The organism is Streptomyces sp. NPDC001270, from assembly GCF_042896695.1.
Lineage (GTDB): Bacteria > Actinomycetota > Actinomycetes > Streptomycetales > Streptomycetaceae > Streptomyces.
The window spans coordinates 166,604-179,744 of the sequence record NZ_JBIAXM010000002.1; the positions used below are offsets into that span (position 1 = coordinate 166,604).

Annotated in this window: 11 protein-coding genes and 1 pseudogene; 4 read left to right on the forward strand and 8 right to left on the reverse strand. The window is 71.5% G+C overall.

Going from position 1 to position 13,141, the window contains the following annotated elements:
- The first annotated feature begins 340 nt into the window (after positions 1-340).
- From ACFY2B_RS04655 to ACFY2B_RS04665, 3 genes and pseudogenes are all read left to right on the forward strand, one after another.
- Positions 341-757 (forward strand): hypothetical protein, encoded by a 417-nt coding sequence (locus tag ACFY2B_RS04655; RefSeq protein WP_390761676.1) that lies wholly within the window; start codon positions 341-343, stop codon positions 755-757.
- Entirely contained in the window at positions 754-3,279 is a 2,526-nt protein-coding gene (locus tag ACFY2B_RS04660; RefSeq protein ID WP_390761677.1) for an ATP-binding protein, read from the forward strand. The genes ACFY2B_RS04655 and ACFY2B_RS04660 overlap by 4 nt, the downstream gene beginning before the upstream one ends.
- Positions 3,280-4,314: 1,035 nt before the next feature.
- Positions 4,315-4,761 (forward strand): annotated as a pseudogene (locus ACFY2B_RS04665) (SDR family oxidoreductase); the annotation flags it as partial.
- A gap of 215 nt (positions 4,762-4,976) precedes the next feature.
- Here the strand turns inward: ACFY2B_RS04665 and ACFY2B_RS04670 are convergent.
- Positions 4,977-5,345 (reverse strand): VOC family protein, encoded by a 369-nt coding sequence (locus ACFY2B_RS04670; RefSeq protein WP_390761678.1) that lies wholly within the window; start codon positions 5,343-5,345, stop codon positions 4,977-4,979.
- Between the two features lie 39 nt (positions 5,346-5,384).
- On the reverse strand, positions 5,385-6,158 hold the full coding sequence (locus ACFY2B_RS04675; protein WP_390761679.1) for an SDR family oxidoreductase: 774 nt from the start codon (positions 6,156-6,158) through the stop codon (positions 5,385-5,387).
- Between the two features lie 79 nt (positions 6,159-6,237).
- Here ACFY2B_RS04675 and ACFY2B_RS04680 point away from each other — a divergent pair, with 79 nt between their 5' ends.
- A complete protein-coding gene (locus tag ACFY2B_RS04680; protein ID WP_390761680.1) occupies positions 6,238-6,816 on the forward strand; it encodes a TetR/AcrR family transcriptional regulator in 579 nt (192 codons plus the stop codon).
- Here ACFY2B_RS04680 and ACFY2B_RS04685 read toward each other — a convergent pair.
- The 6 genes from ACFY2B_RS04685 to ACFY2B_RS04710 form a co-directional block, all read right to left on the reverse strand.
- Positions 6,764-8,155 carry an MFS transporter gene (locus ACFY2B_RS04685; protein WP_390761681.1) on the reverse strand — a complete coding sequence of 464 codons (1,392 nt, stop codon included), beginning with the start codon at positions 8,153-8,155 and terminating at the stop codon, positions 6,764-6,766. The two genes, ACFY2B_RS04680 and ACFY2B_RS04685, sit on opposite strands and share 53 nt — an antisense overlap.
- Positions 8,156-8,569: 414 nt before the next feature.
- Positions 8,570-9,127 (reverse strand): telomere-protecting terminal protein Tpg, encoded by a 558-nt coding sequence (gene tpg, locus ACFY2B_RS04690; protein WP_390761682.1) that lies wholly within the window; start codon positions 9,125-9,127, stop codon positions 8,570-8,572.
- A gap of 6 nt (positions 9,128-9,133) precedes the next feature.
- A complete protein-coding gene (gene tap / locus ACFY2B_RS04695) occupies positions 9,134-11,596 on the reverse strand; it encodes a telomere-associated protein Tap (RefSeq protein ID WP_390761683.1) in 2,463 nt (820 codons plus the stop codon).
- A 15-nt stretch (positions 11,597-11,611) separates the two neighbouring features.
- Complete coding sequence (locus ACFY2B_RS04700) at positions 11,612-11,998, reverse strand: hypothetical protein (RefSeq protein ID WP_390761684.1); 387 nt, start codon at positions 11,996-11,998, stop codon at positions 11,612-11,614.
- Positions 11,999-12,309: 311 nt separating this feature from the next.
- Positions 12,310-12,687 carry a fic family toxin-antitoxin system, toxin component gene (locus ACFY2B_RS04705; RefSeq protein WP_390761685.1) on the reverse strand — a complete coding sequence of 126 codons (378 nt, stop codon included), beginning with the start codon at positions 12,685-12,687 and terminating at the stop codon, positions 12,310-12,312.
- Positions 12,687-12,932 (reverse strand): hypothetical protein, encoded by a 246-nt coding sequence (locus ACFY2B_RS04710; protein WP_390761686.1) that lies wholly within the window; start codon positions 12,930-12,932, stop codon positions 12,687-12,689. The genes ACFY2B_RS04705 and ACFY2B_RS04710 overlap by 1 nt, the downstream gene beginning before the upstream one ends.
- Between the last annotated feature and the right edge of the window lie 209 nt (positions 12,933-13,141).

The window sequence follows — 13,141 nt, forward strand, 5'->3', positions numbered from 1 at the left end:
CCATCCGTTCGCCACGCTGTAAAGAAAGTTCCTTGACAGTCGAGTGTCATGTCACCAAGTGGACAAGGCGCAATACGGTGCGGTCGGCCCCACAGGGGACACTCGGCGACAGCAGGTGCGGACCGGTGACGTATGCGACGTCGTCCCCCGCCGGGCGGGCGGCGAGGCACACCGTGGCCGAACCTGGACGCTCACCAACGGCCGCCGGCAGCCTCGCGGACGGCAGCCGCCCTGTGGCCACCGTCCTAGAACGGCTCGATATGGCCGGAGGAAAAGACTCCGTATGCCCTTCCGGACTCGTAGGGTTATTATCCGGGTTTTTTCTGCAAGAGGGGGTGGCATGGACCCGATCGTGTTGGCGGCCGGGACGGCGCTGGTGAGTGCGATGGCCGTGGACACCTGGCAGCAGGTCAGAACAGCTACGACAGCCCTGTGGCACCGGCTTCGTCCGGAGCAGGCGGACGAGATCTCAGCCGAGCTGGAAACGCTGCGCGCCGGCGTGCTCAACGCCCGTGAACAGCAGGACCAGGACACCGAGGAGGCGCTCACCTGGGTGTGGCGTCTGCGGCTCCAGCAGCTTCTCGTCAATGAACCTTCGGCGGTCGGCGAACTGCGGCGCCTGCTGGAGGAGCACCTCGCGCCGGCACTGTCCCCGGACGAACGGCGCGGCGTCCAGTCGATCGTCATGAAGGCGGAGGCCCGGGACAGTGCGCGGGTGTACATGGCCGGCCGCGACCAGCACATCACCGGCTCATGACGACCCGCGCGGACGGGGACGACGACGCGGCGGCGACGCGTATCGAGGCGCGCGTCGGGGGCAGTGCGCAAGGCTACGTGGCCGGGCGGGATCAGTACATCACTCAGCAGGCGCCCGCGTCGGTGACCGCGGTGCGGACACTGCCGCGGGATGTGGCGGCCTTCACCGGCCGCCAGGCCGAGGTGGACCGGATCCTGGCCGCCGCCCAGCCGTCCCGGGTGGTGTCCATCCACACCATCGGCGGCATGCCCGGAATCGGCAAGACCGCTCTGGCCGCCCACGCCGCCCGTCAACTCACCGACCGGTATCCCGACGGGCAGATGTTCCTTCGTCTCAACGCCCACACCCCGGGCCAGAAACCCGCCGACCCTGCCGACGCCCTCGCCGCCCTGCTGCTCAGCCTCGGCATCGACCCCCGCAGCATCCCCGATGGCCTGGAGGCCCGTGCCGGACTCTGGCGCGACCGGCTCACCGGGCGGCGCATGCTCCTCGTCCTGGACGACGCCGCGGACCACGCCCAAGTCGAGCCGCTCCTGCCCGGCGCGGAGGGCTGCCTGGTGCTGGTCACCAGCCGCCACCGCCTGGCCGCGCTGGACGGCGCCGCGCCCCTGCCCCTGGACATCCTCTCGGCGACGGACGCGGCCCTGCTGTTCACCCGCCTGGCCCATCGCACCCCCACCACGCCAGCGGATACCGACGCCGTAGCCCAGATAGTGGAGCTGTCCGGCTACCTGCCACTGGCCATCGCCCTGCTCGCCGGCCGCTTCGCCCATCACCCCCGCTGGAACCTCGCGGAGTACGCCGAGGAGTTCGCCGCCACACAGGACCGCCTCGACGAACTCGCCGCGGGCGACCGCGCGGTGACCGCCGCATTCGACATGTCCTACCGAGCCCTGCCGGCACAGCGGCAGCGCCTCTTCCGCCGCCTGGGCCTGCACCCCGGCCCCGACACCGACGCCCACGCCACGGCCGCCCTCGACAACGTCCCTCCTGCCCAGGCCCGTCGTGAGCTGGAAGCCCTCTACACCGACCATCTCATCGACTCGCCCGTCACCGGCCGCTATCGCCTCCACGACCTCCTCCGCGCCTACGCCCAAAGACTCGCCGGCGAACACGATCCGGCCGACGACCGAGATGCCGCCATCGGGCGGTTGCTGGACTACTACCAGCACACCGCCGAGGCAGCCGACCGGCACCTGGCCGACACCGTTCCCCGCTCCGCCACCCAGGCCCCCAGCACCGCCTCGGTCCCCACACCTGGTCCGGCCACCCACCAGCAGGCCCTGTCCTGGATGCGCGCCGAACACGCCAACCTCACCGCCTGCATCCACCACGCCGCCGCGGAGGCACGGCACTCCCATGCCATCCGCCTCACCGCTGCCCTGGCCGCCTACCTACGCCAGCAAGGCCCCTGGCACGAAGCCATAAGCCTCCACCAGACCGCAGCGACCATCGCACACCGCGCTGGCAACCGCGACAGTGAAGCCAACGCCCTACAGGAGCTGAGCCGGGTACGACACCTGACGGGTGACAACCGGGCGGCGGCCGACCTGGCACAGCAGGCACTGGACCTCCACCGCTCCCTCGGCAACCGCCTCGGCCAGGCCAACGCCCTGCGGGAGCTGAGCCGGGTGCGGTACATGACCGGGGACTATCCGGCGGCGACCGACCTGGCACAGCGGGCACTGAACCTCTACCGCTCCCTCGGCAACCACCATGGCCAGGCCCACGCCCTACAGGAGTTGGGCATGGCGAGGCTCGCGACCGGGGAGTATCCGGCGGCGACCGACCTGACGCAGCGGGCACTGGACCTCTACCGCTCGCTCGGCGACCGTCAGGGCCAAGCCCAGTCCCTGCAACACCTGGGCTGGGTACGACACGCGACCGGGGACTTCGGAACGGCGGCCGACCTGGCACAGCAGGCACTCGACCTCCACCGCTCCCTCGGCAACCGCCTCGGCCAAGCCAGCACCCTGGGGGATCTGGGCTGGGTACGACACGCGACCGGGGACTTCGGAGCGGCGGCCGACCTGGCACAGCAGGCACTGGACCTCTACCGCTCCCTCGGCGCCCGTCACGGCGAAGCCACCGCCCTGGGCGTGCTGGGCATGGCAAAGCTCGCGACCAGGGACTATCCGGCGGCGGCCGACCTGCTGACCCGGTCCCGGAACCTGTTCAGGAAACTCGGTGACATCCAAGGCGAGGCCGAGGTGCTCAACGGCACCGGCGCGCTCCTGGCCGAGACTTCAGGGCCGCAGCAGGCACTCGGTGTATACCGGGAAGCCCTGCACCTCGCACGTCAGGCACAGAGCCCGCAGGACGAAGCCCACGCCCTCGAAGGAATCGCTCGCTGCCAGGTACACACCGGTCAGTGGCAGGCCGCTCTCACCGGTCTTCGTGAAGCAGTGACCATCTACCAGCGCATCGGCGCTGCCGAGGCACCCACCGCCGCCGCCTACCTGGCGCAGCTCGAAGCCGAGCACCGCGAAGAGGCCCCCGTTCAGGAATCGACCGATTCTTGAACGAGATCAGTAGGCGGCTACTCCCGGCCGACTCCAGATCCACGGCCGACTCCAGATCGACGCCCTCGCCGAAAGACATCAGCTCACCACCCGTACGACCCTGCGCGGCTCCGCCGCCATCACGCTGACCCGGTCCAGACCCCCACGCCGGTCAAAGGGGCTCGCGGCGCACAGTCCGAGGATCTGACGGCCGATCAAAGGTTTACCGGGAGGCAAGGTCCGTAGGTCCCTCGTGCCGGTGGAGTAGGTGTGTGAACGCTCCATTCTCCGCAGGGAGTTGGCTCTCTACTCTTCCTTTCGACGGTTCCACCGGCCCCACACACCTCATTCCCATGGCGAAGGGGGCGTGCAGGTGCATCATCCGCACCTCACGGGACCGGCTTGACCATGACTGCGGGAAGGAAGCACTCAGATGAGCACGCTCCGGAAATCTGCCAGACGCCTCGTGGGTACGGGTACGGCGGTCGCCGCCCTCGCTCTGACGGCCCTGATGATCGGGCCCGTCGGAACCGCCGCTGCGGCAGCCCAATCTGCCGGCCCCCCGGGGGCAGTTCACCCTCTGCGCCAACGGCAGCTACCAGGCCGACGCCAAGATCAGCGGTGGCACCATCATCACTGCCACTCCGGGAAATTGCTCCGCGTTCGCCTGGGCACCCACCACTGGCGCCCACTGGGTCTACATCGACGTGTACGTGGACGGCGACAAGTCGCGTCGGCCTCCTTCAACTCCAGCACCAGCGGTCTCGGTGTCACCGCCGACGGCACGGCGTCCTCCCCCGGTCTCTCCAGTTGGTGACCACCCGGTCGGGTCGGTGACGACTCCAGGAGAGCAACGCAGGAACCGGGCACGCTCGCCCTCGCCCCCCTCCCTCCGCGCCATGGTCCCCTGCGGGCACCGGCTGCTCCCGGCAGGTACGGCGGTGACATCACCACCACCTGCCGCCGCGGCACCGAGCCGGCTACCTCGTCGAACTCCTGGGCACGCCCCCTACGTCGTCCGAGCCGGGCGGCGCAGGGGGCATACGTCCGTCCGGCAGCGAGGAACTCTTCGACCAGCTCATGGCCGTCAACGTCAAGGGTCCGTACTTCACGGTGCAAAAGCTCGTCCCACTGCTGGCCGAGGGCGGCGGCGTGGTGCTCACCACCTCGGCCGCGAACGTCCTGGGCCTGCCCATGCTCAGCGCCTACGCGGCCGGCAAGGCGGCGCTGCGCTCGATGACCCGCAGCCTGGCCCGCGAGCTGCTGCCGCACGGCGTCCGTGTCAACGCGGTCAGTCCCGGCCCGATCGACTCCGGCATCCTGGAGAAGTCGATGCCCAAGGAGGCGGCTGAGCAGACCAAGGCTCAGATGGCCGCGGACAGCCCCATGCGGCGGATGGGAACGACGGCCGAAGTCGCGCGGGCGGCCGTGTTCCTCGCCTTCGACGCGACCTACACCACGGGGGCCGAACTCGCCGTCGACGGCGGCGGCACCCAGATCTGAGCCCGGACCGCCCCTGCACCGAGCGGGACGGGCAGCCCCCTGTGTGTCGTCGTCACCGGCGCGCTCTCTCCCGCCGGTCGGGCCCGCCCCTGCTGCCCACTCGTAACCGGGCGGGCAGCAGGGAGCGCAGGTACAGGCAGAGGTAGAGGTAGAGGTACGAGCACGAGAACCGGTGCCGATACCGCCCAAGTCCCGGCACCGGCACGCGATGCGGCTCAGGCCGATCGCAGGCAGAAGGGGTGTCCGGCCGGACTGGCATAGACCCGGCCGCCCTGGTGCGCGGCGGGGTCGACGTCGTCGGTGGGCCGCAGCCGACGCGCGCCTGCCGCAAGCGCCAGCCGGTCCGCGGCCGCGAGGTCGTCCGTCGTCAGATCGACGTGCATCTGCTGCGAGGCGTCCTCCGGCCATCGCGGCGGGACCTGCCCCTCGGCCAGTTGGATCACGAGCACCGGGAACCCCTCGGTCCGGAGGAAGTGATGGGTCGCGGTCTTCGCGATCGTGCCGCCCAGCAGCCGGTGCCAGAACGCGCTCTCGGGTTCCAGTTCCGCAGCGTCGACGATCACCGCGCCGAGGTTGATGTTCATGCTGGTTCTCCGTTCTCCCCTGCGGTCTCGACCTCGACGTCACACCACCGGGATGATGCCGCCGTCGACCCGGAACTCGGCTCCCGTGAGCCACTTCGCACGGCTGGACGCGAGGAACGCGATCATCTCCGCCACGTCCTCGGGATCACCGGGCCGGCCCATCGGCACGCGCAGGTGATCCAGGATCTGCTGCCGTACCTCGGCCACACCGACGCCCTGCCGGTCGGCGACGCGCTGAAGGTGTTCGACGGCGCCCTGGGTGGCCACGAAGCCCGGCAGGACACACACCACACGCACCCCGTGCTCGCCCACCTCGGTCGCCAGTTCCCGGCTGTAGGTGTTGAGCGCCGACTTCGCCGCCGCGTAGGACACTTCGGTGCGCTGCGGCAGACGGCTCGCGATCGACGAGACGTGCACGACCACGCCCGAGCCACGCTCGACCATCCCCGGGACCAGCACCCGGTCCAGCCGTACGGCGCTGAGCAGGTTCATCTCCAGGTCCGCACGCCACGACTCGTCGGACCGCTCCAGGGTCGGCGCCTGGGCGCTCGCGGCGCCCGCGTTGTTGACCAGGACGTCCACCCCGCCCACCCTGTCGAGGACCCGTCGGCCCAGCTCCGCCACTCCTTGTTCCGTGGCGAGGTCCGCGGGGATGAAGGTGGCCGGCAGATCCTCCGGAGGCGTGCTGCGCGAGGCGGTCAGCACCGTCGCGCCCGCGGCGGCGAACCGACGGGCGGTCGCCTCGCCCAGGCCGCGGCTGCCGCCGGTGACCAGCACACGGAGGCCGCTGAGCCCCTCTTCCGGAACCGTCATGGAAGTACCCCTCAAGTAAGGTGAACCCGACTCCGGAAACCATACATAAGCGGAGTCCGATTCACCTTATGGAGGACTGTTGCCATCGTCACGTCCGCTGCGCGCTGACGCGCGGCGCAACCGCGAGGCGCTGCTGGCCGCGGCCCGGGAGGCGTTCCTCACCGGCGAGGCCGACGCCCACGTGGAAGAGATCGCCCGGCGGGCCGGCGTGGCGGTCGGCACGCTCTACCGGCACTTCGAGACCCGCGAAGCCCTCGTCGAGGAGGTCTATCGCCAGGAGGCCGACGAACTGTGCGCCGCACCCGCGAAGCTCCTCGACCAGAACGCCCCGGACGAGGCACTGCGATGCTTCCTGCTGCTGCTCGTGGAACACGCGGCCGTGAGCAAGGGAATGGCGGTCGCGCTGGAGAGCATCATGGCGACGGACTCGCCGATCTTCGACGACGCCCGTACGCAGATGGCAGCGGCCCTCGATCACCTGCTCAAGGCGGGCACGGCAGCCGGCACCCTCCGCGGGGACGTCAGCGGCCGCACGGTGCTGCGCGCGCTGGGGGGCATCTGCGGGATGCACACCACGGAGGGCTGGCAGGACGAAGCCGTGCAGATCACGGCGATCCTCTTCGACGGCCTGCGTTTCGGCGCGGGCAGCGCAGGCTGAGCCGACGCGGACTGCCTTTGCCGAGGCTCGTGACGGCCGCCGACGGCACCGGGGGCTCTGGCGGCGCGGGAAGCGTCCGTCCCAGGCGGGCGAGTGGGGACAGGGCCATCAGCGCCGGCGACAGCAGCATGCCGGCGGCCGTCACCAGGAGGCTGGTGCGTGTCCCCCACGCCTCCGCGACAAAGCCGCCGAGCAGCGAGCCGAGCGGGGTCAGCCCCATGCCGACGAAGTTGATCGTCGCGGCCGCGCGGCCCTGCATCCCGTCCGGAGTGACGGTCTGCCGGACGGCCATGACGGTGACGTTCACCAGTTGGCTGAAGGTCCCGAAGACGAAGTTGACCGTGAGAAGCGCGGGAACGGTCACCGCGGAGGGGCCGTGCAGTGCGGGCACGAACAGGAACACGCCGTCGCCGAGTACCGCCGCGGACACGAGCACAGCGCCGTGTCCGAAGCGGCCCGGCAGGCGGGCGGCCAGCAGTGAGCCCAGGAGCGCGCCCGGCCCGGTCGCCGCGAGTGCCAGTCCGACGGCGGTGCCCGACAGGTGCAGGTCCCGTGGCAGGAACAGCAGATAGACGGTCATCACAGCCGCGAAGAAGAACTGGAAGGCGGCCGACGCAAGGCACACGGTACGCAGCGAGGTGTCGCCGGCGACGAATCGGAGGCCCTCGTGGATCCGCCGCCAGACCCGGGGAGGACGCTCCGAGCGTTCCGGGATGGATGCGCGGCGACCGATCCGTCGGATCGACAGGAACGACAGCGCGAAGAACACTGCGCCGGAGGCGGCGGCGACCGGCGCCGACAGCACGGACACCAACGCGCCGCCGAGGGCGGGACCGCCGATCTGCGCCGCGGACCGACTGCCTTCGAGCGCGCTGTTGGCCCGCACCAACTGATCGCGTCTCACCAGTTGTACCGAAGACGCCTGGTACGCCACGTCGAAGACCACGGACAGAGCCCCGACGGCGAAGGCGACCACGAGCAGCGCCGGCAGGCCGAGCCCACCGAGGAGGCCGGCCACGGCGGCGGCGCCCAGTGCCAGGGCCCGACCGGCGTCCGACAGCACCATCAGCGTGCGGGTCCGCCACCTGTCCACCCACGCGCCGACGAAGAGCGACAGCAGCAGGATCGGCGCCTGCCCCACCGCGCGCAGGGCGCCCAACTGTGCCCCGCCGGCGTCGAGCGTCAGGACGGCGAAGAGCGGCAGAACCACCAGACTCGCGTGTTCGCCCAGTTGGGAGGCCGTCTGGCCCACCCAGAACCGGCGGAAGTCACCGTCCCGCCACAGACTTGACGGAACAGGCCGACCGGAATCGGATGCAGCGGTGGACGAAGACGGCACGGGGACCCCTGGGACGACCGAAGACGAGACCCGCCAACCGGCGCACGACAGGTGCACCGGCCCATTCGGGCAGCGGGAAAGGAAGGCTCGCTGTGCCGCGTCAAGGGCAGCACGCGATGACAGGCCGCGCACGGCCTCGAACGTCAACGCGTGCTCGGACGACCGACCATGTCTTCGCTCCTCGTGAGTCACTCGCTGCGCGAACAGTAGCTGTCGCTCGGCGGGGCGCGAAAGGCGATTAAGGGCCGGGCAAGTGGCTGGAGGAGAGCGGCTGTTCACGCCAGGGTGACGCGCGACGGCCTCCCCAGGACGCTCACCGAGCAGACCGCAGCATGCGGCCCAGCACGCGGCCACACCATGTGGCCCGTCACGCGACGCCTCATACGACTCAGGCGTACGCGACCGCACGGACACCTACAGGTCGAACTCCACGTGCTCCACATCCGTGAAGCGGACCTCCTCCAGGCTGCCGGCGCGGCGGCCGCTGTCCTGGAAGTAGACCTCCTTGAGCCCTTCGGCCGCGATCTGCTGCAACTGCTGGTCGCCGGCGCCGGTCTGCTGGGCGTCGAAGAGGCGGGCCGCGTACCGCGGTGGCAGCGCGACGGTCAGGTGCCGGATGCGGGCGTCGTCGGTGGAGCCGACCGGCGCGGTGTAGCCGATCCGGGCCCGGGTGTCGATGACGATGCCGTCGGTCGTCACCGCCCGCTGCCGCGCCCTCGCCCGGACCTGCGGCTGCCACCGCTTCCGCACCTCGTTCGCCAGGCGTGCGGCGAGGTCCGGGCGCGGCTTCCTGATCTGGTTCTTCACGTACCGTTCGACGGTGCGCTGGGAGATCCCCAGCAGTCGGGCGACCGCCCTCGTGCCCTTGAGCTGCTTGACCAGGTAACGCATCTGCGCACCGGCCGACTTGGGGACGGGGCGGGTGAACGCGCGCTGCACCGCCTGGTCCAGGCCGTCCCCGAACATGGTCATCGCGGTCTACTCCCCGGTGTCCTTGGTGGTGACCTCGCCGGTCTTGATGTACCGGGCGAGATTGAGTTCCGGTGACTCGAACTGCTCCCGGACCCCCTCGCCCCACAGCACGGTCTGGGTGCCCTCGTGCTTGACCATGCCGGGTGAGACACCGAGCCGCCAGCCGCCCGGCAGCGGTTTGCCCGCCCGGTACGGCAGGAAGTCCAGCGGACCGGGCCCGTCGGCGGCGTACACCGCGCAGTCGGACAGGACCGCCACCGGGTACTGACCGGTGAACGCCGCATGCTTGACGATCTTGCGGTGCATGTTGACCCGGGTACGGGAGATGACCGCGGCCCGGATGTCCGGACGCCAGGTCGGGCGTGCCAGGGCCCGCCACGGCTGCCCCGGCTTCCAGCCCTCGCCGCGCGGCCGCTCGCGCAGCTTGCCGATGCCGCCCTTCACCGTCGCCTTGACCGCGGCCACCACGATCGCCAGCTGCGGGTCGCGCAGTCTGTGGCCGTCCATCGCCTTCAGGAACTCCTCCGGCGGCACGTCGGCGGGCACTCCGAGGTCGGCCATCGTCGCCACGTACGCGTCACGCAGCCGGTTGTACCAGGCGTCCAGGTAACGGCCGTGCTCCTCGCGGACGTACGCCTCGACGGGATCGACGTCGTACCCCAGCTCCACCGCGTACGCCACCGTCGGCGTCGCGTACCAGGCAGGTCCCGTCGGCCGTTCGCCGGACGGGGTGAACGGGCCGGGCAGCAGGCCCGCGTCCAGGTCCGCCCACTCCTTGCCGGCCTTCACCCGGGACAGGTCGACGTGGGACAGGTCGACCAGCCACGAACCGGGCAGCTTCGCGTCGAAGACCGGCCGTCGGACGTGCGTGGGCGCGCCGAGACCGACGATCACGCCGTTGGCGCCCGCGGCGAAGGCCATGTTGACGTCGATGCCGACCAGGAACCGCTTCATGCATTCGGCGTCGGTGAGCGGACGCGCCCAGTCGTACGCCTCCTCCGCCAGGACCTCCGCCGGGGTACGGCGGTGGAAGCGGGGCAGGCCGGCCAGCAGCGGGTGGCCGTCGGGGACCTCGCAGGGCGCCGGGTCGACCGGGTCCGTGCCCAGCGAGCCGGGGTTGTGCTCGCTGTGCCGCTTGCCGTCCGTGTCCGGTTCGGACGCACGGGTCGGCGGGTGCAGGGCCGTCATCAGCTCCAGGCCGGTCACCGCGGTCGACCCGCGCGGCGTCATGACCCGCGTCGCGTACACGCCCAGGAGCCGGGCGAGGTCGGCCGGCGGGAGCCCGGCGGCGCCGTCCCAGTGCCGGGCGTCCAGCGCGTGCCAGGACGGGATGCACACCTGCACGCACGAACGCTCCGCGCCACGTGCCGGGCGGTAGATCCGCGCCCACGGCCCGAACCCGCGCTTCGTCAACTTCCATTCTGCGCGCGCCAGTTGCTGGACGGCCTTATGGTTCTCGGGCAGCCGGCCGGCGAGGCGTTCCTCCTCGGTGAGGGTCACCGGCAGGCCGTAGCGCTGGAGCGCGGTGTCGGTGAGCACGAGCAGAGGGTCGGCGTCCTTGCCCGGGCCGGACAGCTTCGGCTGCCCCAGCCGGGCCTCCTTCAGCGTCCAGTCGACCAGGGCCGGGAGGGACTTCGCGGGTACGTCCAGGATCAGGCCGCCGACGCAGTACGCCACGACCTGCCCGTCGGCATCGGCGTCCACGACCGCGAGCGGCCCGTTCTCGAAACGCGGGTCGGCGTCGGCCGCACCCGGGGCGGCGGCCTTCTCCGTGTACTTCGCCGCGTACTTCGCCGCGGTCTTCTTCGCACCGGGGCGCGGCGCGGGCCTCGTCCGGGCGGAGTGCGAGCCGGCCGAGCCGGTGGCCACCGAATCCGGGGCCGTGGGCCTCTCGGTGGGTTGCTTCCTGCCGGAGTGCGGCGCGGCGGAGTGCGTCCGGGCGGGGTCCGGGTCGGCGTCGGCCGCGTCCGGGGCGGCGGGATCGCCGCCGGGGCGCGGGACGGAGTGCGTCGGGCCGGTGTCCGCCGCTACCGGGTGCCCGGGGTGCGAGCAGGTTCCGGTGGTGTGCGCCACCGGGCGGGCGGCGGCCCCGTCGGCCGTCTGCGGCCCGGCCTCGCCGATCACCGGCGCATACGTGTCCCGCTGCGGCGCGGGGCGGGGTGTGTCGGAAAGTGCGTCGGAATGAGTGGCGGGAGGAGTGGCGGCAGGCGCGGGATAGCGCTGGGCGAGCCCTTCGAGGAGCCTTCGATACGCGTCGCGGCGCTCGCCCTTGGGCTCGGCGCGGCCCGCCTCCCACGCCTGGATGCTCGGCACACGCACCCCGAGGGCCTGCGCGAAGGCCGCCTCGGTCAGCCCGGCCGCCTCACGCAGCCTGACCCGCTCGGCCGGGGCGGGCAGCACGGTGCCACCGTCGACCGCGGCGAGCAGCGAGTCGACCGCGGCGAACAACTCCTGCGGCTGGTCCGTCACCGGTGTTCCCCTTCCCTACCGGACGCCCTGGCGGATCTCTTCCAGGCGGGTCATCAGCCGCTGGTAGCGCTGCGACGCGGCCTGGGAGGAGTTCAGCCCCTGGTGCCGGGCGATCTGCCGCCAGTCCATGCTGCGCCGCCGGGCCTCGATGACCACCTGCGTCTCCAGCCGGTCCAGCGCCACGCGCATGTCCTCGAACAGGCTCAGCCCCGCGCCGATGTCGTCGACCGTGACGTCGGCGGGCGGGCCGTCGTGCCGCCGGTGTCCGGCGGCGGCCGTCAGCAGCCGCCCCAGCAGCGCCACGTCCTCCTCCAGCCGACGGGCCGCGCCCCGCTCGGCGGCGGGCCCGTCCTCCAGTGCGGACAGTCGCCCGCGGGCGTCGTCCTGCGCGTCGAGAGCCATGCCGTCACTCTATCCCCGCCGCCCAACGGGACAACGCATTGTTGTTCGGTTGCACGGCGAGGACCACGGCGCCGCGGCGCACCACGGATCCCGTAGCCGTGCTCGCCCGGCAAATCTGTTGCGCGCCCGCCGCGGCCCCGCTGCGGTCCCTCGGCAACCCCGCGGCGGGCAGGCACTGCCCAGAACCAACGCCCCCTGCTCAGGACTTGTGCCCTCTACTCGGGCCTGATGCCGTCCTGCCGGGTTCGTTCCACGCGAACCTCTTCCTCTTCCTCCACGCCCCGCCGTTGCGGCAGATCTCCGCGGTCCCGTCAGGCGGAACGCGGCCAGCCGCGCAGCAGTGCGGCGATGCCCGCCGCGGTGCAGTAGGGGTCACGCAGCAGGTCGCGCAGCGCGACGGCGTCGTGATAGCCAGGTTTGACCGGGATGCCGGACGCTTCCAGGTACATCACACCCGTCGCCGCGGCGACGGCCAGGTTGGACCGCTCCAGCCAGCGGCACCGGCCGAGTACGTGGACCAGGGCGGCGGCCCGCTCGTAGGGACCGTCGTAGACGCGTTGTTCGAGCAGCTCTGCCCGGTGGCAGGCCACCGCGGCGACCGGAATGCCGTAGTCCTCGGGGGCGGGGTCCGCGGCGCCGGCGATCTCCGCGACCTGCAGGATCCAGGGGACGTCGATGTGCAGATCCATTACGCGGCGTGCGCCCCCCTGGGCTTGGTCTGCCGGTCGGCTTCCTCGGCCTCGTCGAAGACGCTCTGGTACTCGTCGAGGAAGGTCCGGGCCGCGTCCAGGCCGCGCCTGCGCAGTCCGGCGACATCCTCCCGGACCAGCTCGGCGATGTAGTCGCCGATGCTCAGACCACGCTCCTTCGCCCGGATCGCGGCGAGTTCCTTGACCGAATCGTCGACGCGGGCACCCCATTGAGTCTTCGACATACGGTGATGGTAGCAGATGTTACCACCCGTGCCGCCGACGGGCCGTTCAGGCCCTCGGTACTGGTGCGCTCTCACGACACCCTCAAGGCCGACTCGACCTGGAACGGCACAGTGGCCGGACCTCCGGAGGTGTCGCCGTCCGCGTCGCCCAACGCGTCCTCGCCACGGCCGCGGCGATCCGGCACAGCCACAGGACCGGCCGGCCGGTC

What these genes read in the sequence shown, in the direction of transcription:
- ACFY2B_RS04705 (WP_390761685.1), bottom strand. Translation starts at nt 12,687, where the DNA reads ATGGATCTGCACATCGACGTCCCCTGGATCCTGCAGGTCGCGGAGATC.
- ACFY2B_RS04700 (WP_390761684.1), bottom strand. Translation starts at nt 11,998, where the DNA reads ATGGCTCTCGACGCGCAGGACGACGCCCGCGGGCGACTGTCCGCACTG.
- ACFY2B_RS04660 (WP_390761677.1), top strand. Translation starts at nt 754, where the DNA reads ATGACGACCCGCGCGGACGGGGACGACGACGCGGCGGCGACGCGTATC.
- ACFY2B_RS04710 (WP_390761686.1), bottom strand. Translation starts at nt 12,932, where the DNA reads ATGTCGAAGACTCAATGGGGTGCCCGCGTCGACGATTCGGTCAAGGAA.
- ACFY2B_RS04670 (WP_390761678.1), bottom strand. Translation starts at nt 5,345, where the DNA reads ATGAACATCAACCTCGGCGCGGTGATCGTCGACGCTGCGGAACTGGAA.
- ACFY2B_RS04675 (WP_390761679.1), bottom strand. Translation starts at nt 6,158, where the DNA reads ATGACGGTTCCGGAAGAGGGGCTCAGCGGCCTCCGTGTGCTGGTCACC.
- tpg (WP_390761682.1), bottom strand. Translation starts at nt 9,127, where the DNA reads ATGACCATGTTCGGGGACGGCCTGGACCAGGCGGTGCAGCGCGCGTTC.
- ACFY2B_RS04655 (WP_390761676.1), top strand. Translation starts at nt 341, where the DNA reads ATGGACCCGATCGTGTTGGCGGCCGGGACGGCGCTGGTGAGTGCGATG.